The organism is Cognatiyoonia sp., from assembly GCF_965661665.1.
Lineage (GTDB): Bacteria > Pseudomonadota > Alphaproteobacteria > Rhodobacterales > Rhodobacteraceae > Cognatiyoonia.
Window position 1 is genome coordinate 146,896 of record NZ_CBFIEO010000002.1, and the last position, 21,772, is coordinate 168,667.

General features: G+C 57.6%; 19 protein-coding genes and 1 pseudogene. 12 read left to right on the plus strand and 8 right to left on the minus strand.

Annotated features, from left to right (window positions below; genetic code table 11):
* The first annotated feature begins 62 nt into the window (after positions 1-62).
* From ACTF5F_RS02045 to folD, 3 genes are all read left to right on the plus strand, one after another.
* A complete protein-coding gene (locus tag ACTF5F_RS02045; protein ID WP_438955216.1) occupies positions 63-665 on the plus strand; it encodes an MOSC domain-containing protein in 603 nt (200 codons plus the stop codon).
* A gap of 149 nt (positions 666-814) precedes the next feature.
* A complete protein-coding gene (locus tag ACTF5F_RS02050; RefSeq protein WP_438955217.1) occupies positions 815-2,491 on the plus strand; it encodes a formate--tetrahydrofolate ligase in 1,677 nt (558 codons plus the stop codon).
* 97 nt (positions 2,492-2,588) lie between these two features.
* Positions 2,589-3,488: a bifunctional methylenetetrahydrofolate dehydrogenase/methenyltetrahydrofolate cyclohydrolase FolD gene (gene folD, locus ACTF5F_RS02055; RefSeq protein WP_438955218.1), complete on the plus strand. Its 900-nt coding sequence runs from the start codon at positions 2,589-2,591 to the stop codon at positions 3,486-3,488.
* Between the two features lie 63 nt (positions 3,489-3,551).
* Here the strand turns inward: folD and pdeM are convergent, their stop codons facing one another.
* From pdeM to ACTF5F_RS02095, 8 genes and pseudogenes are all read right to left on the minus strand, one after another.
* Entirely contained in the window at positions 3,552-4,214 is a 663-nt protein-coding gene (gene pdeM / locus ACTF5F_RS02060; protein ID WP_438955219.1) for a ligase-associated DNA damage response endonuclease PdeM, read from the minus strand.
* A gap of 37 nt (positions 4,215-4,251) precedes the next feature.
* A complete protein-coding gene (locus ACTF5F_RS02065) occupies positions 4,252-6,693 on the minus strand; it encodes a ligase-associated DNA damage response DEXH box helicase (protein ID WP_438955220.1) in 2,442 nt (813 codons plus the stop codon).
* Positions 6,690-7,523 carry an NAD(P)-dependent oxidoreductase gene (locus ACTF5F_RS02070; RefSeq protein WP_438955221.1) on the minus strand — a complete coding sequence of 278 codons (834 nt, stop codon included), beginning with the start codon at positions 7,521-7,523 and terminating at the stop codon, positions 6,690-6,692. Before ACTF5F_RS02070 ends, ACTF5F_RS02065 begins: the two co-directional genes overlap by 4 nt.
* A pseudogene (locus tag ACTF5F_RS02075) lies at positions 7,481-8,224 on the minus strand (ATPase); the annotation flags it as partial. The gene ACTF5F_RS02070 and the pseudogene ACTF5F_RS02075, both read right to left, overlap by 43 nt.
* Positions 8,225-8,281: 57 nt before the next feature.
* Positions 8,282-8,908: a 3-oxoacid CoA-transferase subunit B gene (locus ACTF5F_RS02080; RefSeq protein WP_438955222.1), complete on the minus strand. Its 627-nt coding sequence runs from the start codon at positions 8,906-8,908 to the stop codon at positions 8,282-8,284.
* A gap of 4 nt (positions 8,909-8,912) precedes the next feature.
* On the minus strand, positions 8,913-9,608 hold the full coding sequence (locus tag ACTF5F_RS02085; RefSeq protein WP_438955223.1) for a CoA transferase subunit A: 696 nt from the start codon (positions 9,606-9,608) through the stop codon (positions 8,913-8,915).
* A 129-nt stretch (positions 9,609-9,737) separates the two neighbouring features.
* A complete protein-coding gene (gene topA, locus ACTF5F_RS02090; RefSeq protein ID WP_438955224.1) occupies positions 9,738-12,317 on the minus strand; it encodes a type I DNA topoisomerase in 2,580 nt (859 codons plus the stop codon).
* A 322-nt stretch (positions 12,318-12,639) separates the two neighbouring features.
* Entirely contained in the window at positions 12,640-14,061 is a 1,422-nt protein-coding gene (locus ACTF5F_RS02095) for a TldD/PmbA family protein (RefSeq protein WP_438955225.1), read from the minus strand.
* Between the two features lie 192 nt (positions 14,062-14,253).
* On the opposite strand from ACTF5F_RS02095, the gene coxB reads away from it, so the two are divergent.
* The 9 genes from coxB (at position 14,254) to ACTF5F_RS02140 (ending at position 21,770) form a co-directional block, all read left to right on the plus strand.
* Positions 14,254-15,087 (plus strand): cytochrome c oxidase subunit II, encoded by an 834-nt coding sequence (coxB, locus tag ACTF5F_RS02100; RefSeq protein ID WP_438955226.1) that lies wholly within the window; start codon positions 14,254-14,256, stop codon positions 15,085-15,087.
* A gap of 73 nt (positions 15,088-15,160) precedes the next feature.
* Positions 15,161-16,093: a heme o synthase gene (gene cyoE / locus ACTF5F_RS02105; protein WP_438955227.1), complete on the plus strand. Its 933-nt coding sequence runs from the start codon at positions 15,161-15,163 to the stop codon at positions 16,091-16,093.
* Positions 16,093-16,296, plus strand: coding sequence for a hypothetical protein (locus ACTF5F_RS02110; protein WP_438955228.1), 204 nt, complete (start codon positions 16,093-16,095; stop codon positions 16,294-16,296). The genes cyoE and ACTF5F_RS02110 overlap by 1 nt, the downstream gene beginning before the upstream one ends.
* Positions 16,296-16,952, plus strand: a complete 657-nt coding sequence (locus tag ACTF5F_RS02115) for a cytochrome c oxidase assembly protein (RefSeq protein ID WP_438955229.1) — start codon at positions 16,296-16,298, stop codon at positions 16,950-16,952. The genes ACTF5F_RS02110 and ACTF5F_RS02115 overlap by 1 nt, the downstream gene beginning before the upstream one ends.
* On the plus strand, positions 16,942-17,745 hold the full coding sequence (locus tag ACTF5F_RS02120; RefSeq protein ID WP_438955230.1) for a cytochrome c oxidase subunit 3: 804 nt from the start codon (positions 16,942-16,944) through the stop codon (positions 17,743-17,745). The genes ACTF5F_RS02115 and ACTF5F_RS02120 overlap by 11 nt, the downstream gene beginning before the upstream one ends.
* Before the next feature lie 117 nt (positions 17,746-17,862).
* Entirely contained in the window at positions 17,863-18,540 is a 678-nt protein-coding gene (locus ACTF5F_RS02125; protein WP_438955231.1) for an SURF1 family protein, read from the plus strand.
* A gap of 1 nt (position 18,541) precedes the next feature.
* The gene (gene thrC / locus ACTF5F_RS02130; RefSeq protein WP_438955232.1) at positions 18,542-19,924 is read left to right on the plus strand and encodes a threonine synthase; all 1,383 of its coding nucleotides are present in this window, start codon (positions 18,542-18,544) and stop codon (positions 19,922-19,924) included.
* On the plus strand, positions 19,921-21,186 hold the full coding sequence (locus tag ACTF5F_RS02135) for a M16 family metallopeptidase (protein WP_438955233.1): 1,266 nt from the start codon (positions 19,921-19,923) through the stop codon (positions 21,184-21,186). The genes thrC and ACTF5F_RS02135 overlap by 4 nt, the downstream gene beginning before the upstream one ends.
* On the plus strand, positions 21,186-21,770 hold the full coding sequence (locus ACTF5F_RS02140; RefSeq protein WP_438955234.1) for a GNAT family N-acetyltransferase: 585 nt from the start codon (positions 21,186-21,188) through the stop codon (positions 21,768-21,770). Before ACTF5F_RS02135 ends, ACTF5F_RS02140 begins: the two co-directional genes overlap by 1 nt.
* Positions 21,771-21,772 lie beyond the last annotated feature (2 nt).

A 21,772-nucleotide genomic window follows, 5' to 3' on the forward strand; every position in this document is an offset into this window, starting at 1 on the left:
CTTCTTTCAGGGGGGGCTGGTTGCAGTCCTATGCGGCTGTTGTACGATGACTCCGACACTGAATGACGCCTGCAACGCCAGCACTCATACTGACCGAGCATTACCGTGAGATCACATGGCTGGGCCATATGACCGCGCGCAAGGAGCCCGGGATTGATGGCGTCGCGGTCGAGGCGTTGGAGCTTGGGTTTGATGGGTTGGACGGTGCACCTTACGGCGGGCGCAAACGACCGTCATGCAGTCGCGTGAAAGCCCAGCACCCGAAGGGCACTGAGATTGCCAACGTCCGGCAGTTGTCCATTGTGAGTGCGGAAGAACTGGAGTGGATTATGGCAGAGATGGAGTTGGAGCACCTCGATCCCGCATGGTTGGGCGCAACCGTTGTTGTCCGCGGCATCCCCGATTTCACGCATATCCCACCCTCTGCACAGCTCCAGACGAAGGGCGGCAAGACACTGTTTGTTGATATGGTGAATTTGCCCTGCCACCAGCCGGGGCTGGCTGTAAAGCGACACTACGCGGACGCGGGCAAGCTCTTCAAAGCAGCAGCGAAGGACCGGCGGGGTATCACAGCTTGGGTCGAACGGTCCGGACCTCTGCGGATCGGGGACCGTTTGCGGCTGCATATTCCCGCTCAACGCGGCTGGGCGCCGGACGCCGCCTAAGTCGCATTTCCGTTTCCCATGCGAAACGTTTGCCCTTTGAATCGACGATTCCTGCGGGTTTTGTGTCGTAAATACGGTCCGTATATCTTTGCATGCAGTTTAGCGTCGGCGCAATTACTGCTTGAAGACCAACGGCTGAGGGACCGAACATGAGCTATAAATCCGACATCGAGATTGCCCGGGAGGCCCAAAAGCGCCCGATCCAAGAAATTGGTGACAAGCTGGGTATCCCTAGCGAACACCTGCTGCCCTACGGCCATGACAAAGCGAAGGTGAGCCAGGATTTCATCAACTCCACGAAGTCCCGCGACGACGGCAAGCTGATCCTTGTGACCGCGATCAACCCGACGCCTGCTGGTGAAGGTAAGACCACAACAACTGTTGGTCTGGGCGATGGTCTGAACCGCATTGGCAAGAACGCGATGATCTGTATCCGCGAAGCCTCGCTCGGCCCGAACTTCGGGATGAAAGGTGGCGCCGCTGGTGGTGGTTATGCCCAAGTTGTGCCGATGGAAGAGATGAACCTGCACTTCACAGGCGACTTCCACGCGATCACATCTGCGCACTCTTTGCTGTCTGCCATGCTCGACAACCACATCTATTGGGGCAACGAGCAAGAGATTGACGTGCGTCGCGTGCAGTGGCGTCGCGTGGTCGACATGAACGACCGTGCGCTGCGCCAGATCACAGCCTCCTTGGGTGGCGTGGCCAACGGCTTCCCACGTGAAGCGGGCTTTGACATCACGGTGGCATCTGAGGTGATGGCGATCTTGTGTCTGGCGACCGACCTCAAAGACCTAGAGAAGCGTTTGGGCGATATGATTGTGGCCTACCGCCGCGACCGCAGCCCCGTATTCTGCCGTGATATCAAGGCAGAAGGCGCGATGACGGTGCTCTTGAAAGATGCGATGCAGCCAAACCTTGTGCAGACGTTGGAAAACAACCCGGCCTTTGTCCACGGCGGCCCGTTTGCCAATATCGCACACGGCTGTAACTCCGTCATTGCGACAACGACCGCTTTGAAACTGGCCGACTATGTCGTGACGGAAGCAGGCTTTGGCGCGGACTTGGGTGCTGAGAAGTTCCTAAACATCAAGTGCCGCAAAGCGGGCCTCTTCCCCTCCGTGGTGGTCTGTGTGGCCACGGTGCGTGCAATGAAGATGAACGGTGGGGTCGCGAAAGCCGACCTTGGTGCGGAGAATGTGGATGCAGTGAAGGCCGGCTGCCCGAACCTTGGCCGTCACATCGAAAACCTCAAGTCATTTGGTGTGCCCGTGGTGGTTGCAATCAACCACTTCGTCACGGATACGGATGCAGAAGTGAACGCGGTGAAGGAATTCGTTGCCAGCCAAGGTGCTGAGGCGGTTCTGTCACGTCACTGGGAGTTGGGATCCGAAGGCTCCGCCGATTTGGCGACGAAAGTTGCTGAACTGGCCGATGCGGATACGGCGAACTTTGCACCGATCTACCCCGATGAGATGCCACTGGCCGAAAAGATCCAGACGATCTGCAAGCGTATTTACCGCGCGGATGAGGCGCTGATGGATCAGAAGATCCGCGATCAGTTGAAGCTTTGGGAAGAGCAAGGCTATGGCAAACTGCCGGTCTGTATGGCGAAAACGCAATATTCCTTCTCCACCGATCCGACGCTGCGCGGCGCGCCAACAGGGCATTCTGTGCCTGTGCGGGAAGTGCGCTTGTCGGCGGGTGCAGGTTTCATCGTCGCGGTCTGTGGTGAGATCATGACCATGCCGGGCCTGCCACGCGTGCCATCTGCGGAGAACATTCGCTTGAACGAAGACGGACAGATCGAAGGTTTGTTCTAAAGACTTGGATGGTGGGTGACGCGCGGCTGCGTCGACGCCCCACCCGCCATCCCAATGCCTCCCGGCGGGCGGCATTTTTTGCGAGAGAAGGTAGACGATGACGGCGAAAGTGATTGATGGGAAAGCCTTTGCGGCCGAGGTGCGCGGGCAGATTTCTGAGCATGTAGCGCGGCTGAAGGATGAAAATGGCATCACGCCTGGGCTGGCAGTTGTGCTGGTAGGCGAAGATCCGGCGAGCGAGGTCTATGTCGCGGCCAAGCACAAGCAGACGGTTGAAGTGGGTATGGCCTCCTTCGAGCATAAATTGCCAGCGGATGTGTCCGAAGAAGAGCTTTTTGCGCTCATTGATAAGTTGAATGCGGACCCGACAGTGCATGGTATTCTTTGCCAGTTCCCCGTGCCAGATCATTTGAGCGAGCGGGCTATTGTGGCGCGGATTGATCCCAACAAAGATGTCGACGGGTTGAGCGTTGTAAACGCGGGGCTCTTGGCCTCTGGCGAAAAAGGCCTTGTGTCCTGCACGCCATTGGGGTGTCTGATGCTGCTGCGCGATCAAGTGGGCAATATGTCCGGCAAGGAAGCGGTTGTGATTGGGCGGTCAAACCTGTTTGGCAAGCCGATGGGGCAGCTTTTGCTGCAGGAGAACTGCACGGTCACCATCGCGCATTCGCGCACCGCTGCTCTGTCAGAGGTGTGCCGCCGCGCCGATATTCTAATCGCCGCTGTCGGGCGCGCCGAAATGGTTAAGGCGGATTGGGTCAAGCCGGGAGCGACTGTCATCGATGTGGGCATCACCCGCATTCCGCATCCGGACAAGCCGGACAAGACAAAGCTGTTGGGCGATGTGGCCTATGATGAGGTTGCGGGTGTTGCAGATGCGATTACCCCAGTGCCAGGTGGCGTGGGGCCGATGACCATTGCCTGTCTGTTGGCCAACACGCTTACCGCGTGCTGTCGCGCTCATGGCCTGTCAGAGACGAAGGGTTTGACCGCCTAAATCGTTCTTTTGCTTGAAATACCTTCGGGGTGAGCCGCATTGCGGCGACGAGCAGACAGCCCCTTAACCTGTTGCTTTGAAGGGGACTGGTATTGCTTTGCGCCCCGTCAGGATCGCTGTTGCGTCTTGCGGCATGATCCTTGTTAGCGCGGGGTCAGTGGCGCGCAGGCCGCCGGTATAGGTGCCAAAGGCCGGCAAGATGATCTGATCCGTGCTAATCAGAAACGCGGGTCGGCTGCCACCACGCGAGAGGCGACATTTCGGGTGATAGTGCCCCGAAATCTCACCCTCAGCCGCTGGTTTTGCGATGTGGCGAAAGGTCAGACCTCCAATGGTCAACTCCGCCATATGTTGGCCGCCGATCTCAATCGGGCCAGGGTCATGGTTGCCTTCGATCCAGATCCAGCGGCGGCCGGCTTGCAGGCGTGCGACATCGCGGTAGTGCATATCCGACAGCGACAGGGCCACATCAAGATCATCAAAACTGTCGCCAAGGCAGATCACTTGCGCGGGATCGAAGGTGTCGATGAGAGTGCCCAATCTGTCCAGCGTGTCTTGCGTTTCATAGGGCGGCAGCATTGCGCCGGTGCGTCGCGCGATCCGGTCAGATTTGCCGAGATGCAGGTCGGAGACGCAGAGCAGACGCTCTTTCGGCCACCACAGTGCGCCTTCAGCTAGCGCCCAGAGGGTGTGGGATTGAAATGCAAAGGCGTGATGCGTGTTCATGTTCCGTTCTTGGCATGGCCGGGCTCTTGCCGCAAGATCAGAAACCAACCCTCCAGCGGGGTTTGGATGGGCCGGCATCGATTTGGCTGAGGCCCGACGCCTCCATCAAGGCGGCGGCTTCGTCTTCCATCAGTTTGTCGCGGCCTTCGCCGTGCACGGCGACGCGGCCCACTTCCAACAGCATCGGGGCGGAGAGGGGGCTGACGCGGGAGAGGGTCAGATGATCGACACGGCCACGGGTCCGGTCCAGCATCTCTTCAATCCGGCCGAAATCGACGAGGCCGCGCATCGCTTCTTCTCTCGTGATTTGCATCATCAGGTGGTCGGGGTCGTATTTGTGGAGCGTGTCGTAGAGGATATCGCTGGAAAACGTGGCCTGACGCCCTGTTTTGCGGGCTTGGAGGGAGTTACGCTCTATCAGTCCGGCGATGGTGGCGGCGGCGCGAAAAGTCTTTTTCATCACGGCATTACCCGACAACCATTTGTCCAAACCGTCGCGCAGCCCGTCTGGTTCAAAGAGCGGGGCGGGGTTGGTGACAGGGTCCACGCTCCATATCATGGTGGCGTAGTCGGTGGCGACGAAGCCCAAGGGGCCGAGGCCTTGTTCCTCCATCCGTTGGTTGAGCAGTAGGCCGAGGGTCTGCATCGCGTTGCGGCCTGCGAAACCGTAGAACACCGTGTGCGGGCGGCCGTCACGCGGGAAGCTTTCAACCAACACACGGTCGGCGGTGGGCATTTTACTGAAACGGTGTTGCAGGTTCAGCCAATCAGCGGTGTGGCTTGGTATTCCTGTCCAATCACCCGATTGCAGCATTCTGAGGATGCGATGCTGCAGCTGGGTTGAGGTGGCGAATTTGGTGCCAAGGAAGGTCGCGATCTTTGGCTTTTTGGCGGCGTCGCGGGTCACTTGCACGGTGAGTTCGCGCATCCCGTCATAGCGGACGATTTGCCCGCCAATCAGGAAAGTGTCCCCGGGGGTGAGGGTGGCGGCGAAGCCTTCCTCAATCTCGCCGATGGGTTTGAAGGCGTTCTTGAATTTGACCTTAAGCGTGTCCGTGTCTTGGATCGTGCCGATGTTCATGCGGATGTTGCGGGCGGTGCGCGGGTCGCGCAGCTGCCATTTGCCGTCTTTTTCCAGCAGCCGTTTCCATTTGTCATAGGCGCGCAGGGCGTAGCCGCCGGTGGCACAGAATTCGAGGCAGTCGTCAAATTCCGTTCGGCTGAGGCCGCTGTAGGCGCCGACGGTGGTGACTTCGGCATAGAGCGCGTCGGCGTCGAACGGACCTGCGCAGGCGGTGATGAGGATGTGCTGACACAGCACGTCGCGCGGGCCGGGGCCTTTAGGATCGCCGTCAAGGTCGCGCTCTTTCACTGCATCAAGGGCTGCGATACATTCCACCACTTCAAAGCGGTTGGCTGGAACGATGAGCGCTTTTGAGGGGGCGTTGTAGCGGTGATTGGCGCGGCCGATACGTTGGACGAGGCGTTTGACGTTCTTTGGCGCACCGATCTGGATCACCAGATCGACGTCGCCCCAGTCGATGCCAAGGTCGAGTGAGCCGGTACAGACCACCGCCCGCAAGCTGCCGTCGACCATCGCAGCCTCAACCTTTTCACGCTGGCTGCGGTCAAGCGCGCCGTGGTGGATACCGATGGGCAGATCGTCTTCGTTGGCGAGCCAGAGGTTGTGAAAGAATAGCTCCGCCTGAGCGCGGGTGTTGTGGAAGATGAGGGTGGTTTTGTGCTTTTTGACCTCTCCCAGCACGGCGGGGATGGAATAGGCCGCACCGCCGCCCGCCCAGGGCGGGTGTTCCTCCGTCCTAAGCATTTGGATGTCGGGGTCGGGGCCGGGGTCCGCGTGCAGAATGGTGCACGGGTTTGGATGACAGGCGAGGCTTTTGGCGATGGCGGCGGGATCCTCCACCGTGGCGGAGAGGCCGACGCGTCTGAGATTCGGGGCGAGGGTTTGCAACCGTCCGAGAGCAAGCATCAACTGATCGCCGCGCTTAGATTCTTCGAGCGCGTGGATTTCATCGACGATCACCCGCTCCAACCCTTTGAAAATGCGCGGAGCGTCTTCGTGGGAGGTGAGCAGGACGAGGCTTTCGGGGGTGGTGAGCAAGATGTGCGGCGGGTCGGCGCGTTGTCTGCGCTTTTGCGTGTAGGAGGTGTCGCCCGTGCGATCTTCGATCCGAATGGGGAGGTTCATCTCCTCCACCGGTGTGCGGAGGTTGCGTTTGATGTCGGTGGCGAGCGCTTTGAGCGGGGAGACGTAGAGCGTGTGCAGCCCCTTGTGCGCCCCGTCGGCCAGTTCGAGCAAGGTAGGAAGGAAGCCGGATAGCGTTTTACCGCCACCAGTTGGTGCGATGAGCAAAAGCGACGGTTCATCAGCGTGGTTGAGCATATCCTGCTGATGTGAATGGATCGACCAGCCGCGACTGGCAAACCAGTTGTCAAACGTTTTGGGCAGTTGGGTCATGCCAGTGGCTTCAGTCCGCGTATCGTCTTTTGCACTAATTCAGGAAGCGCGGTTTCCGCCCCCTCTGGTGCAATATCTAGGGCGGCGGCGACGTCTTTCACCAAGAGGCCGATGCTGTTGTTATCGGCATAGCCATCGCGGGCGAACTCAATCTCTTCAAAGCCGGAGGCGAGCCAGTTTTGACCTGATGATGTATGAATGAGGTCGAGCAGTTTGCGTTCATCAACCTGATGCGCTTTCGCCCAATCAAGAACGAGACGCGTCATCGCGGTGGAGCTAGCGGCGAGGAGGTTGTTGAGCACTTTTGCAGTCATGCCTGCGCCGAGGTCGCCCATGATGTGAATGTCTTTTCCCGTCGCTTCAAATAGCGGCATGTAGTGGGCGAGCGCGTCAGGGTCGCCGCCCAGCATGAAGCTGAGGGTGCCATTTTCAGCCCGAACCTGGGCGCCGGACATGGGCGCGTCTATCAAGGCGATATGGTCAGGGATGCGGGCTCGCAGAGATTTGACGTAGTTTGGGGAAAGCGTGGAGCAGATGATTATAACATTAATATCAGAGGCTTGAGAGATGATCTTTTGGTTGTCGAATAGAAGCGCGTCGGTTTCCGCTTCATCCCGCACAACAGTTAGTAAAATGGATAAGTGTTGCGCGAAGGCGGTGATGTCGGTTCCGACGCCAACGTCGTGCCGCACATCAAATCCGTCCGTGTGGAACCCCGCCAAACGCAATGCGGCCAGCATGGGGTGCCCCATGCGGCCGCATCCAGCAACGCCGATTTTCGCGTCTGTTAGTGAACGATGGTTTCTTCTTTCACGAACATGTTGGCCCATGCGCGGTCGATCAGCTCCGATGTCATCTGGTACGGGATGCCTTCAAACTCGCAGATCGAGATCATTTGGTCGATCAAAAAGATCGGCTGGTAATTCGCATATTCGTTGTGGATTTCTTGGTAACGCTTATTGAGCAAGTGGACGAGGGTGGCTTCGTCCAATGGCATCTACAGCTTGCGCGCGACCATCGCAAAAATCTTAAGTAAGTTTTCCTGGTTTGGGCCGTCGATCTTGATCTTGTAGAAGATCCGGCGCAGCGCCACTTTGTCGAAGATTTCATTCGGGTGGAAGTTGGTTGAGAAGATGACGAGCGTGTCAAATGGCACCTCGAATTTTTCACCAGATTGCAACGCCAAGATATCCTCGTTTTCTTCCAGCGGAACAATCCAACGGTTGATCAAGGCCTGCGGCGGTTCAGCCTGACGACCAAAGACGTCCACGATGAAGATACCGCCGGTTGATTTCAACTGAAGCGGTGCCTGATAGGTCCGCGCGGTTTCGTTGTAGACGAGGTCCAATATGTCGAGCGACAATTGACCACCAGTGATCGCAGTGGGGCGCTTGCAGCGGACATAGCGCTAGTCGAAGCGGCCAGATGTGCGGCGCAGGGAGTTTGGATCGTCTACCTGCTCTTACGCGGCGGAGTGGACAATCGGGTCGTAGACGGTGATGATCTGACTGGAATATTCGATCGCACGCGGTTTATGTCAGACGCCGCCCGAATTGGTATCGGACGGCTGCGCTTTTGCGATCAGCGGCTAGACGATCTTGGCCGCTGTGGCGTTGCGAAGCTCTTCTTCGGTAACGCCCTCGGCCGTTTCAACGATCTTCAGACCACCTTCGACAACATCGAGAACGCCAAGATTGGTGATGATGCGGTCAACGACCCCTTTGCCAGTGAGGGGGAGGGTGCATTCCTTCAATACCTTGCTGTCACCGTGCTTGTTAGTGTGATCCATCACAACCACCACACGGCCAACTCCTGCGACCAGATCCATCGCGCCGCCCATGCCTTTCACGAGCTTGCCGGGGATCATCCAGTTGGCCAGATCGCCATTTTCTGCCACCTCCATTGCGCCCAAAATCGCCATCGCGATTTTGCCGCCGCGGATCATGCCAAAGGATGTGGCGGAATCGAAGTAAGCGGTTTGGGGCAGTTCGGTGATTGTCTGCTTGCCCGCATTGATAAGGTCGGCGTCAATCTCCGCCTCGGTTGGGAAGGGGCCCATGCCGAGCATGCCGTTTTCGGACTGCAGCGTCACTTCGACGCCTTCAGGGATATAGTTGGACACCAAAGTCGGAATACCGATGCCAAGGTTTACATATGTGCCGTCTTCCAGCTCTTGCGCCGCGCGGGCGGCCATTTGATTGCGGTCCCATGCCATTGGTCTAGCCCTCCCTCACTGTGCGCTGTTCGATGCGTTTCTCATGCTCGCCCTGGACAATACGGTGCACGTAGATGCCGGGCAGGTGAATGTGGTCAGGATTGAGCGATCCTGTTGGCACAATCTCTTCCACTTCCAAAACGCAAACTTTGCCGCACATCGCCGCTGGTGGATTGAAGTTGCGGGCGGTCTTGCGGAAGATCGCATTCCCCGTCTCATCGGCCTTCCACGCTTTGACGATGGAAAGATCAGCAAAGATGCCTTCCTCCATTATATATGTCTCACCGTTGAAGTCTTTGTGGTCCTTGCCTTCCGCAATGACCGTACCGACGCCAGTCTTTGTATAGAAACCCGGAATACCGCAGCCACCCGCGCGCATCCGTTCAGCAAGCGTGCCTTGCGGGTTGAACTCCAGCTCAAGCTCACCAGACAAGTATTGACGCATAAACTCAGCATTCTCTCCCACATAAGAGGAGATCATCTTCTTCACTTGCCGTGTCTGCAAAAGGATCCCGATCCCGAAATCATCAACGCCTGCGTTGTTCGAGGCAAAGGTCAGATTCTCTGTGCCTGCCTCTTTAATGGCGTCGAGCAACAGCTCTGGAATGCCGCACAGCCCGAACCCGCCTGCGGCGATGAACATGCCATCTTCGAGCAGACCGTCGAGAGCGGCAGCTGCATTGGGATAAATCTTCTGCATGGGGACCCTCTATATATTCCGAGAAATTTGGTGACCGCCATTCCAGCCAATGTCAACAAATTTGCCGCAATGCAGCACAAATTGCAACCGGTTGCAATTTGTGCTGCATTGCGGAAGGGTTGGATTCAGCTAGGCTTTCTTCTCTGCTGCAGCGTTTTTCTTCGCTGGGGCCTTCTTCTTTGTCACCTTCTTGCCGGTCTTAGCAGCACGTTCGGCGATCAGTTCCACCGCTTTTTCAAGCGTGATGTCATCGGGCGTGATCGTGTCGGGGATCGTCGCGTTGATCTTTTCCCATTTCACGTAAGGGCCGTACTTGCCGTCATACACATCGACGGATCCGCCCGCATCTGGATGCTCACCCAGTTCTTTGATCGGTTTCGCGGCGCGGCCACGGCCACCACGGCTCGCAACCTTTTCGGCCAAAAGCTGCACGGCGCGGTTCATGCCGACGGTCCAGACCTCTTCCAGCGATTCAAGATTGGCGTTGGTGCCGCCACGATCGGACGTAGACGGCGCATGTTTGATGTAGGGGCCATAGCGCCCGATGTTCGACCAAACCATGATCCCGTCTTCGGGATGTGGGCCCAGTTCGCGGGGCAGTGCAAGCAGTTTGACGGCTGTTTTCAGCTCCACCTCTTCGGGCGGCCACTCCTTTGGGATCGACTGGCGTGGCGGTTTTTTGTCGTCGTTGGTAACTTCGCCGCGCTGCACGTAGGGGCCAAATCGTCCCTTGTGGACCCAAATCTTATCGCCCGCATCCTCGCCCAGCATTTTGCCTTCTGGCGGAATGGCGGAGGCTTCGGCTTCTGGGTTCGGGGGGCCAAACGGGCGCGTGTAGCGACAGTCTGGATAGTTGGAGCAGCCGATGAAAGCCCCGCCTGCGCGGGCTGTGCGCATGGAAAGACGCCCCGCGCCGCAGTTCGGGCAAAGCCGTGGGTCCGTACCATCCTCATTCGGTGGGAAGAGATGCGGCTCAAGTACCTCATTGATCTTTTCCAGAACTTCCGTGATCCGCAGATCCGCGGTTTCGGCAATCGCCGTAGAGAAATCGCGCCAGAAGTTGCTGAGGACGACTTTGTATTCCGCGTCACCTGCGCTGATCTCATCCAGTTGGTTTTCCAACTGCGCGGTGAAGTCATAGCCCACGTATTTGCGGAAGTAGTTGGTCAGGAACACCGTGACCAAACGGCCCTTGTCCTGCGGGATAAGGCGATTCTTTTCCTTCTCCACATACCCGCGATCCTGAATCGTCGTAACGATGGAGGCGTATGTCGACGGCCGGCCGATCCCCAATTCTTCCATCCGCTTGACGAGCGTTGCTTCGGTGTAGCGCGGTGGGGGCTGGGTGAAGTGCTGTTCGGGTGTGACACGTTCTTTGCCCGCAGCCTCACCCTGCGCCAGTTGTGGCAGGCGCTTGTCATCGTCATCCACGACAGCATCATCCTTGCCTTCTTCATAGATCGCAAGAAAGCCGTCAAAGAGCATGACCTGACCCGTCGCGCGGAGCATCACCTGACCATCATCCGATCCGATATCGGCAGTGGTGCGTTCCAAACGCGCGGCGGACATCTGGCTTGCCATCGTGCGCTTATAGATAAGGTCATAAAGCTTGCGCTGATCCGCGTCAGCGATTTTGGCGTCTTCGGTGGAGACGCCCATTTCCGTCGGGCGGATACATTCGTGGGCTTCCTGCGCGTTCTTCGCCTTATTTTTATACATGCGCGGGCTGTCGGGCAGGTAGCTGTCGCCAAACTTCGATTTGATTGCGTTGCGGGCGTCGGTGACGGCCTCGGGCGCCATGTCGATGCCGTCGGTCCGCATGTAGGTGATTAGACCCGCTTCGTAGAGCCGTTGCGCCACGCTCATTGTTTGCCGCGCGCCAAAGCCGAATTTGCGGCTAGCTTCCTGTTGCAGGGTCGAAGTCATGAAGGGTGGGGAGGGGTTCCGGTTGGCGGGCTTCGCCTCCACCGATTTCACGACGAGGTCGCGGCTGTTGATGGCTTGAACCGCCATTTCCGCTTGGGTCTGGTTGCCGATGCTGAATTTTTCGAGCTTTTCGCCAGCGAGGACCGTCAACCGTGCGTCATATGTCTGGCCACGGGCGGAGGTGAGCTGGGCTTTGACGCTCCAGTATTCCTGCGGGCGGAACGCTTCGATTTCCATTTCACGCTCAACGAGGAGGCGGAGCGTCACAGATTGCACGCGACCGGCAGAGCGGGAGCCGGGCAGCTTGCGCCAGAGCACCGGTGACAGGTTGAAGCCGACGAGGTAATCGAGCGCACGGCGGGCGAGGTATGCCTCCACCAATGGTTGGTCGACCTGCCGTGGATTGGCCATCGCGTCCATAACCGACGACTTGGTAATCGCGTTGAACACGACGCGGCTGACAGGGGTGTCTTTCTTGATGGCTTTGCGGGCAGTCAGGGCTTCTGTCAGGTGCCAACTGATGGCCTCGCCTTCCCGATCGGGGTCGGTGGCGAGGATCAGTTCAGGGTCGTCTTTGAGGGCGTCAACAATCGCCTTGATGTGCTTTTTGCTGTCGCTTGCGACCTCCCATTTCATGGCGAAGTCTTCATCGGGCAGGACCGATCCATCTTTCGGGGGCAGGTCGCGGACGTGCCCGAAGGATGCAAGGACGGTGTAGTCGTTCCCCAAATATCCGTTTATTTTCTTTGCTTTAGCCGGAGATTCGACGACGACAACTGCCATGAGAATCCTTAAAGTGAATTGAAATTGCTCGTAGTCAGGCAAAATGTGGGGAGGTCGAATGAATTGTCAATGGAGAGATTTCTGACCTTTTTGTCAGAGGGGTATAGTGCCGCGCCGTGGCTTCAACTGACCTTCGACAACAGCCCACCGGGTTGGCGTAACATCTTTCCAGCGATTTCCAATTCCACCAATTCGGGGCCACGCTTTGCGGGGCGTTGGCCAGATCGTGGATAAATTGATCTTACGCAATGGGGGAGGGGCCGAGGCGGACCAATATCTCCTGATGAAGCGCATTGGCTTGCCTCAGGTTGGTTTTGGCCGCTTATGCCACGGCACCGCCAATGGTCAGGCCGCCGATCAGAAGGCTTGGCTGTCCAACGCCGACCGGCACCCATTGCCCCGCCTTGCCGCAGTTGCCCATTCCAGGATCAAGCGCCATGTCGTTGCCGATGCCGCGGATGTGTTTCAACGCTGTGGCCCCATCGCCAATCAACGTCGCCCCTTTTACCGGTGCGCCGACGACGCCGTTCTTAACGCGATAGGCTTCTGTGCAGCTGAACACAAACTTGCCGTTGGTGATGTCAACCTGACCGCCGCCAAAGCCCACGGCATAAATCCCGTCTTTGAGTTCGGCGACCAACGCCTCGGGCGCGGTGTCGCCGCCCAGCATGTAGGTGTTGGTCATGCGTGGCATTGGCGCGTGGGCATAGCTTTCGCGGCGCCCATTGCCTGTGGGGGCGACACCCATCAATCGAGCGTTCTGACGGTCCTGCATGTAGCTGGCCAGCACGCCATCTTCGATCAGCGTGTTCTTGGCACTTGGCGTGCCTTCATCATCGACGGTGATGGAGCCGCGACGATCTGCGATTGTGCCGTCGTCGAGAACGGTGACGCCTTTGGCCGCGATTTGCTGCCCCATCAGTCCTGCGAAGGCAGAGGAGCCTTTGCGATTGAAATCGGCTTCCAGCCCGTGACCGATCGCTTCATGGAGCAAGATACCCGGCCAGCCGGGGCCAAGGACGACATCCATCACCCCCGCTGGCGCCGGTTCAGCGTTTAGGTTGACGAGTGCCACGCGCAGCGCGTCCCGCGCCACACCTTCCCAATGGTCGCGGGACAACAGCCCGATCAAACCAGCGCGTCCGCCGCCGCCCATTGATCCGATTTCGCGGCGACCGTTGTCTTCGACAATCACGGTAATGTTCAACCGCGACATTGGGCGTGTGTCAGTGACCAACGTGCCTTCGGGCCGCAGGATCGCAACCTCTTGCAAGGATGAGGCCATGCTGGCGGAGACTTGCACCACGCGCGGATCAATTCCACGAACGAAGGCATCAATTTCTCTCAACACATCGATCTTGGCGGGGAAGGTGGCTTGCGCCATCGGGTTTTCGTCTGAATAGAGCTTACGGTTTGTGCCGAGTGGCGCTTCGGCCCAGGTGCCGCCGCCGTCCCCCACCGCCAGACGCGCGGTGGCGACGGCCCGTTTCAAAGCATGTTCATCAACGGTGGTGGAATGTGCGTATCCAGCCGTTTCGCCCTTTAACGCCCGCAGGCCGAACCCTTCAGACGCATCATAACTGGCGGTCTTCACGCGGCCTTCTTCAAACGATAGAACCTCCGACTTGCGTCGCTCAAGGAACAATTCGCCATCATCGGCACCATATGTCGCATCCCGCACCAGTTGGAGCGCGCGGTCCTTGTCCATATGTGTCTCAAACGGGCGAAAATTGTCTTGTGACATCGATGATTTGCCTTTCGGAGCGGATATTCGGCGGCTGTTTGAAAAAAAGCGTCCGTTTGCCGCAACTGGGGTTCTTGAGTTGTAGGTCAGGATATGGGACATGACGCCACAGATACAATGGGAATCCGTCCAATGGCGGGCCCGCTTAGCCAATCGCGCCGATGGCGCAAGTATATGAAGTCAGGGACTATCATGAGATCGATCAGCCAAATCAAATCTCTCTGGGCCGTAGCACTGTTCACAGCTTTCGGTGGCGATGCTGCCGCACAAAATGTGAATCAAGAGCTTGAATTTGTTGGGGTTCCGGTGCCACAAGGGACAGGGTTCCAGCCGGCAGCGACAAAGCTTGCGACCGATTTGCAGAACCTCGATTACATGCTGCTGATCATCATCACGATCATCTCGCTGTTTGTCACTGGACTGCTGGCTTGGGTGATTGTGCGCTATAACCGCAAAGCGAATCCAACACCGGCAAACTTCACACACCACTCCGCGTTGGAGGTGACATGGACCGTCGTGCCAATCGGCATCCTTGTCTTTATTGGCGCATTCTCCCTGCCAGTTCTGTTCGACCAGCAGGAAATCCCTGAAGGCGACGTGAACATCAAAGTCACTGGTTACCAGTGGTACTGGGGCTATGAGTACACTGATGACAACGTGGCATTCGACAGCTTTATGCTGGACGAAGAAGATCTGGCAGAATTCGGCTATGAGCCAGAGCATTACCTGCTCGCCACTGACACAGCAGTTGTCGTGCCTGTCGGCAAGACAATCGTAATGGATGTCACAGGCGCAGACGTGATCCACTCTTGGACCATCCCGTCCTTTGGTGTGAAGCAGGACGCTGTTCCTGGGCGCATCGCGCAACTGTGGTTCGCGGCGGAGCGTGAAGGTGTTTACTTCGGCCAATGTTCAGAGCTGTGCGGTCAAGCGCACGCTTACATGCCGATCACAGTCAAAGTTGTGAGCCAAGAGACTTACGACGCTTGGCTTGCTGAAGCGAAAGAAGAAAACCCAGCCTCTTAAGGGCTGGTCAGGTGGGGACGGAGCCGCCCCCTTTTTTTCAGAGGTGGTCATGTCACATCTGTAGGACGCCAAAATGAGCGACACGACAGTAGAAACCAGAACTCACGATGCCAGCTTTGGCGACTATTTTGCGCTGCTGAAACCACGCGTTATGTCGTTGGTGGTGTTCACGGCGCTGGTCGGGTTGCTGGTGGCACCTGTGCCGATCCATCCTTTCGTTGGTTTTGTCGCGATCCTCTGCATTGCAGTTGGCGCCGGTGCGTCTGGTGCATTGAACATGTGGTGGGACGCAGACATCGACGCAAAGATGCGCCGCACCGCAGGCCGCCCGATCCCATCGGGCCGCGTTCAGGCGAAAGAGGCGCTAGGCATCGGTCTCGCCCTCAGTGGTTTTTCTGTCATTCTGCTGTGGCTTGCAACGAATGCCTTCGCTGCTGCGTTCCTGGCCTTTACAATCTTTTTCTATGCCGTCGTTTATTCGATGTGGTTGAAACGCTTGACATCGCAAAACATCGTCATCGGCGGTGCCGCGGGGGCCTTCCCGCCAATGGTGGGATGGGCCGCTGCGACGGCGAGCGTTTCCTTTGAGAGCATCTTGATGTTCGCGGTTATCTTTATGTGGACGCCGCCGCATTTCTGGGCGCTGGCCTTGTTTGTGAAGACGGATTACGGCGATGCGAAAGTGCCTATGCTGAACGTCACGTATGGCACCCGGGTCACCCGCAATCATATCCTGGCTTACGCTTTGCTTTTGGCGCCTGTGGCCATCGGGCTCGGCTTTACCTCCATCGGTGGCCCAATCTATTTGGCAACCGCTGTGATCCTTAACGCATGGTTCGTGAAAGGCGCATATGACGTCTGGAAGCGCGACGATGCGACGTCCGAGGCGGACAAATACAAAGCTGAACGGGGTGTGTTCAAAGTCTCATTGATCTACCTTTTCGCGCATTTCGGTGCGTTGCTGGTTGAGGGCAGTCTTCGCGCGACGAGCGGGGGTGCTGTTTGATGGCCATTAAGGTTGAACACGAACTCCACGAACGTCGCAAAGGCCGCAACATCGGGTTAGGTCTTGTGCTGGTCGGTTTCATCGGCATCGTTTTCGGCCTGACCGTTGTGAAGGTGACGCAACTGGGCGAAGCGCAGAAGTTCGAGCGCTTTGACCATGTCGCCCGCCCGCAAATCATTCCAGCGGATGAGGGCGGAAACTGATGGCGCTTTTCCCAAACATTCAGGGGCCCAAGCGGACCTTGCTGCAAACGCTGGGCGTCGTCTTGTTGATGGGCGGCCTGTCATGGGCGTCCGTGCCGTTCTATGATTGGTTCTGCCGCGTCACTGGCTTTGGCGGCGCTACGAATGTGGCCGAAAGCACGTCTGATGTCGTGCTAGACCAGATGATCACCGTGCGCTTTGACGCATCACTTGAGCGCGATATGCCGTGGGAGTTCAAACCCGTTGAGCGGGAGATGGAGCTGCGCATCGGCGAGATGGGTTTGGCGTTCTACGAAGCGCACAACCCGACAGATGAGCCAATCGCGGGCCAAGCCGCCTATAACGTCGTGCCCTATCAGGCGGGCGGGTTCTTTAACAAAATCGATTGCTTCTGCTTTGTGGAGCAAGTGCTCCAACCCGGCGAAACCGTTCTGATGCCGGTCAGTTTCTTCGTGCATCCCGACATCGTTGATGATCGCGAAGGCCAGTACATCCACACGATTACCCTCAGCTATACGTTCTATCAGATCGATTTGCCTGAGGATGAGCTTCAGCAGGCCGCGCTTGACGCCGAACTTGCTTTGACAACTGGCGTAGATGACGCCATAGGACAACGCTATAAGACAGCCATAGGGAACACTGACAATGGCACATGAAAAGAATCACGATTATCACATTCTGAACCCCTCTATCTGGCCGCTGGCGTCAGCGCTTGGGGCGTTTATTATGCTGTTTGGCGCTGTGCTTTGGATGAAAGACAGCGGCAACCCTTACATGTTCCTCATCGGCCTTGCGCTGGTGCTTTACTGCATGTTCGCTTGGTGGTCTGACGTGGTTGAGGAAAGCCATGTCGGGGATCACACACCGGTCGTTCGCATCGGCCTGCGTTATGGTTTCATCATGTTCATCATGTCTGAAGTGATGTTCTTTGCCGCTTGGTTCTGGTCGTTCTTCAAGCATGCTTTGTATCCAATGGGTCCGCAAAGCCCCACTGTAGACGGCGTTTGGCCACCTGCAGGGATTGAGACATTTGACCCGTGGCACCTGCCACTGATCAACACGCTGATCCTGCTCTGCTCCGGTGCGGCGGCCACATGGGCACACCACGCTCTGGTGCATGAGAATAACCGCGAAGATATGAAATGGGGTCTGATCCTGGCGGTTGCGCTTGGCGTTCTCTTCACGTTCTTCCAAGCTTACGAATACAGCCACGCAGCCTTCGGCTTCTCCGGCAACATCTATGGTGCCAACTTCTTCATGGCGACAGGTTTCCACGGCTTCCACGTTCTGATCGGGACAATCTTCCTGCTGGTCTGTTTGCTGCGTCTGATGCGCGGTCACTTCACACAAGAACAGCACATCGGTTTCGAAGCCGCTGCTTGGTACTGGCACTTCGTTGATGTGGTCTGGCTCTTCCTGTTCTTTGCTGTCTACATCTGGGGCGGCTGAACAAGCTGGGAATTAAGATTTCAAAGGGCGGGTACTGAACCTGCCCTTTTTTGTCGCTTATGTCGCTCTTCACCATTGGAATTATCAGCGATATAGACCGCGACGAAAGGACATGCGGTGCGAAAGCTACTCTTCCCCATTGTGTTATGCGTTGCTGGTTTAGTGGTGTTGCTGAGCCTTGGCTTTTGGCAACTTGAGCGCTTGGAATGGAAAGAGGGTGTTCTCGCAGGCATTGAGGCCCGCATGTCGGAGGATGCGATTGCTTTCCCCGAGGAGCCCCGCGAAGAAACGGATGAATACCGCAGCGTGATGCTGACCGGCGATCTGTCTGGGTCAGAATTGCATGTGCTGATCTCCGGCACCTCTGCCGGCACGGGCTATCTTGCGATCCGCGCCGTCACGCTGACCGATGGGCGGCGGATTTTGCTGGATCAAGGACTGTTGCCGCTGGATCGGAAGAACATGCCTGCAACCGATACGACCGTCGAAGTGCTGGGCAATCTGCTTTGGCCCGATGACATCAACAGCTCAACGCCAGAGCCTGATCTGTCAGCCAACATCTGGTTCGGACGTGATCTGGACGCGATGGCAGAGGCGTTGAACACAGAACCACTGCTTGTCGTCGTGCGGTCCAGTGACCCCGCTGACCCACGGCTGACCCCAGTCCCGGTCAACACCAGAACGATCAAAAACGATCACCTTGAATACGCCGCCACATGGTTCGGACTTGCCGTTGTGTGGGCGTTGATGTCCCTATATTGGGTCTTCCGAATACTCCGCCCGAAGGACGCCTGACATGCGCTACATCTCAACCCGGGGTCAAGCCCCGGAACTGACATTTGAAGAGGCGATGCTGACGGGTCTGGCGCGGGACGGCGGCCTTTATGTGCCTGCCGAAATCCCAACCTTGAACGCGGACGACATCGCAGCGATGGCAGGGCAGAGGTATGAAGAGATCGCCTTCACCGTCATGCGCCCCTTCATTGGGGACACGTTCACCGATGACGAGTTTAAGGGCCTGATCAAAGCGGCTTACGAAGGCTTCGGACATGAGGTCCGCGCGCCTTTGGTCCAGCTTGCCCCAAACCATTTTTTGTTGGAGCTGTTCCACGGTCCGACGCTGGCATTCAAAGACTTCGCGATGCAGCTTATCGGACAGATGTTCCAAGCGGTACTTGGGCGGTCTGGACAGTCGATTACCATCGTCGGTGCCACGTCAGGGGATACGGGGTCCGCAGCGATTGAGGCGTTCCGCGGGTTGTCCAACGTCAATGTCTTCATCCTTTACCCGCATGGCCGCGTTAGCGAAGTGCAGCGGCGTCAGATGACAACGCCGACCGAAGCCAACGTTCACGCGCTCGCCGTTGATGGGGATTTCGATGATTGCCAAGCAGCGGTCAAAGACATGTTCAACGACTTCGCGTTTCGGGAAGAGGTTTCGCTTGCTGGAGTGAACTCCATCAACTGGGGGCGGGTGCTGGCGCAGGTGGTCTATTACTTCTCCTCTGCCGTGTCGCTTGGCGCGCCGCATCGGGAAGTGAGCTTTACCGTGCCTACCGGCAACTTCGGCGACATATTCGCAGGCTACATCGCGAAGCGGATGGGGCTGCCGATCAAAGATTTGGTGGTGGCAACAAACCAAAATGACATTCTGCACCGTACATTGGAAACAGGCGCTTACACGAAAGAGGGCGTGACCCCGTCGATCAGCCCGTCGATGGACATTCAGGTCAGTTCCAACTTCGAACGGGCGCTCTTCGATGCCTATGACCGTGATAGCGCAACCGTTGCCGCGCAGATGGAGGATTTGAAGTCCGGCGGCTTTGCGATCAGCCAAGATGCGTATCAGGCGTTGAAAAAGACGTATTCGTCGGGTCGCGCGTCCGAGGAAGAAACCAGCGCCGCCATCACGCGCTATGTGACCAAGCATGGGGAGTTGCTGTGTCCGCACTCCGCCGTCGGTGTGCATGTGGCCGAAGATCACCTTGGCCCCATCCCAATGGTCACTTTGGCAACCGCGCACCCAGCAAAATTCCCTGCAGCGGTGGAAGATGCAACGTGCATCCACCCGGCGTTGCCACCACGCATGGCGGACCTTTATGAGCGGGATGAACGGATTACGCGCGTCGCCAAAGATTTGAAAGCGATCCAAGACATCATCAGGGATCGCCGCGCTTGACCATCCAACTGCATACTTTGCCCAATGGGTTTCGCATCGTCACGGAAACGATGCCAGGGCTGCAATCCGCCTCCGTCGGGATATGGGTTGGGGCCGGTGGCCGTCATGAGCGGATCGAACAGAACGGGATCGCGCATTTCTTGGAACATATGGCCTTCAAAGGCACCAAGACACGCACACCGCTTCAGATCGCGGAGGCGATTGAGGACGTGGGCGGCTACATCAACGCCTACACCAGTCGGGAGATGACGGCTTACTACGTCCGGCTCTTGAAGAATGACGTGCCGCTGGGTATTGATGTGATCTCCGACATTCTGTTGAACCCAATCTTCGATCCGAGCGAAATTGAGGTGGAGCGTGGTGTGATCCTGCAAGAGATTGGTCAAGCGCTCGATACGCCCGATGACATCATCTTTGATTGGTTGCAGGAAGAAGCCTTTCCCGATCAGGCGTTGGGTCGCACGATCCTTGGCCCGTCAGAGCGGGTAAGCGGGTTCAGTCGCGATGATCTGTCTGACTTTGTCGGTGAGCATTACGGGCCCAACCAGATGATCCTATCTGCCGCTGGTGCGGTGGATCACGATGCCATTGTTGCACAGGCGGAGGCTTTATTTGGCCATCTGCCACGCGTGGAGCCAAAGACACTGATCCAACCTGCGAAATTTGGCGGGGGTGAACGGCGGGAGCTGAAAGACCTCGAACAAGTGCATTTCACCTTGGGGTTCGAGGCACCGAACTATTGCGATGAGGCGATTTATACCGCGCAGGTCTACGCCAACATCATGGGCGGCGGTATGTCCTCCCGCTTGTTCCAAGAAGTGCGGGAAAACCGCGGCCTGTGCTATGCGATTTTCGCGCAAACGGGTGCCTATGAAGATACGGGCCTTACCACGATCTATGCAGGCACATCAGCAGAACAAATCGCAGAACTGGCCACCGTCACGGTCGATCAGATGAAGAGGGCGGCGGATAACATGAGCCAGAAAGAGGTCGATCGCGCCCGTGTTCAGATGAAGGCAGGGCTGCTGATGGGCTTGGAAAGCCCCTCGAATAGAGCCGAGCGGTTGGCGCGGCTACTCTCGATCTGGGGCCGCATCCCGTCGCTGGAAGAAACCATCGGCTTTATCGACAATGTGACGGCTGATGGTGTCCGCGAATATGCGGGCATGACCGCGACCGACGCAGGCTCTGCCATGGCGCTTTACGGGCCGGTGTCTGCCGCACCAAGTTTGGGCGATCTTAGAACGCGACTGGCGGCCTGATGATTGGGTCGCGCAAGAAGGTAAAGCTGGAGACGGAGCGGATGACGCTTCGCCCCCCGCAGCACGGTGACTTTCGCGCGTGGTCATCCCTGCGCCGTGACAGTACAGAGTTCCTGCAACCGTGGGAGCCGACATGGGCGTCTGATCATTTGTCCCGTAAAGGCTACACCAACCGCGTTTACTGGGCGCAGCGGGCGATCAACAACGGCACTGCTGTGCCGCTCTTGATGTTTCGCCGCGAAGACGATTGTTTGTTGGGGGCGATCACGCTCGACAATATTCGCCGTGGCCCGGCGCAGGCGGGCACTACGGGCTATTGGGTTGGGCAACCTTATGCGCGGTCAGGCTACATGAAAGAAGCGTTGGAGGCTGTGGTTCATTACGCCTTCACCACGCTTGACCTGAGCCGTATCGAGTCAGGCTGCTTGCCTGAGAACACTCCTTCGCGCCGCTTGCTTGAAAAATGCGGTTACAAATACGAAGGCGTCGCGCAAAGCTATCTGCAAATCAACGGGCGCTGGCGGAACCATGTGCTCTACGCGAACCTGCGCCATGATCGGCGAGGGCGGACGGATGCGGGGTAGGC

Coding starts and splice junctions, on each gene's coding strand:
- folD (WP_438955218.1), top strand. CDS start 2,589: ATGACGGCGAAAGTGATTGATGGGAAAGCCTTTGCGGCCGAGGTGCGC.
- ACTF5F_RS02085 (WP_438955223.1), bottom strand. CDS start 9,608: ATGCAGAAGATTTATCCCAATGCAGCTGCCGCTCTCGACGGTCTGCTC.
- topA (WP_438955224.1), bottom strand. CDS start 12,317: ATGGCAGTTGTCGTCGTCGAATCTCCGGCTAAAGCAAAGAAAATAAAC.
- ACTF5F_RS02050 (WP_438955217.1), top strand. CDS start 815: ATGAGCTATAAATCCGACATCGAGATTGCCCGGGAGGCCCAAAAGCGC.
- ACTF5F_RS02065 (WP_438955220.1), bottom strand. CDS start 6,693: ATGACCCAACTGCCCAAAACGTTTGACAACTGGTTTGCCAGTCGCGGC.
- ACTF5F_RS02140 (WP_438955234.1), top strand. CDS start 21,186: ATGATTGGGTCGCGCAAGAAGGTAAAGCTGGAGACGGAGCGGATGACG.
- thrC (WP_438955232.1), top strand. CDS start 18,542: ATGCGCTACATCTCAACCCGGGGTCAAGCCCCGGAACTGACATTTGAA.
- coxB (WP_438955226.1), top strand. CDS start 14,254: ATGAGATCGATCAGCCAAATCAAATCTCTCTGGGCCGTAGCACTGTTC.
- cyoE (WP_438955227.1), top strand. CDS start 15,161: ATGAGCGACACGACAGTAGAAACCAGAACTCACGATGCCAGCTTTGGC.
- ACTF5F_RS02120 (WP_438955230.1), top strand. CDS start 16,942: ATGGCACATGAAAAGAATCACGATTATCACATTCTGAACCCCTCTATC.
- ACTF5F_RS02095 (WP_438955225.1), bottom strand. CDS start 14,061: ATGTCACAAGACAATTTTCGCCCGTTTGAGACACATATGGACAAGGAC.
- pdeM (WP_438955219.1), bottom strand. CDS start 4,214: ATGAACACGCATCACGCCTTTGCATTTCAATCCCACACCCTCTGGGCG.
- ACTF5F_RS02045 (WP_438955216.1), top strand. CDS start 63: ATGACGCCTGCAACGCCAGCACTCATACTGACCGAGCATTACCGTGAG.
- ACTF5F_RS02080 (WP_438955222.1), bottom strand. CDS start 8,908: ATGGCATGGGACCGCAATCAAATGGCCGCCCGCGCGGCGCAAGAGCTG.
- ACTF5F_RS02070 (WP_438955221.1), bottom strand. CDS start 7,523: ATGGGCCAACATGTTCGTGAAAGAAGAAACCATCGTTCACTAACAGAC.
- ACTF5F_RS02110 (WP_438955228.1), top strand. CDS start 16,093: ATGGCCATTAAGGTTGAACACGAACTCCACGAACGTCGCAAAGGCCGC.
- ACTF5F_RS02115 (WP_438955229.1), top strand. CDS start 16,296: ATGGCGCTTTTCCCAAACATTCAGGGGCCCAAGCGGACCTTGCTGCAA.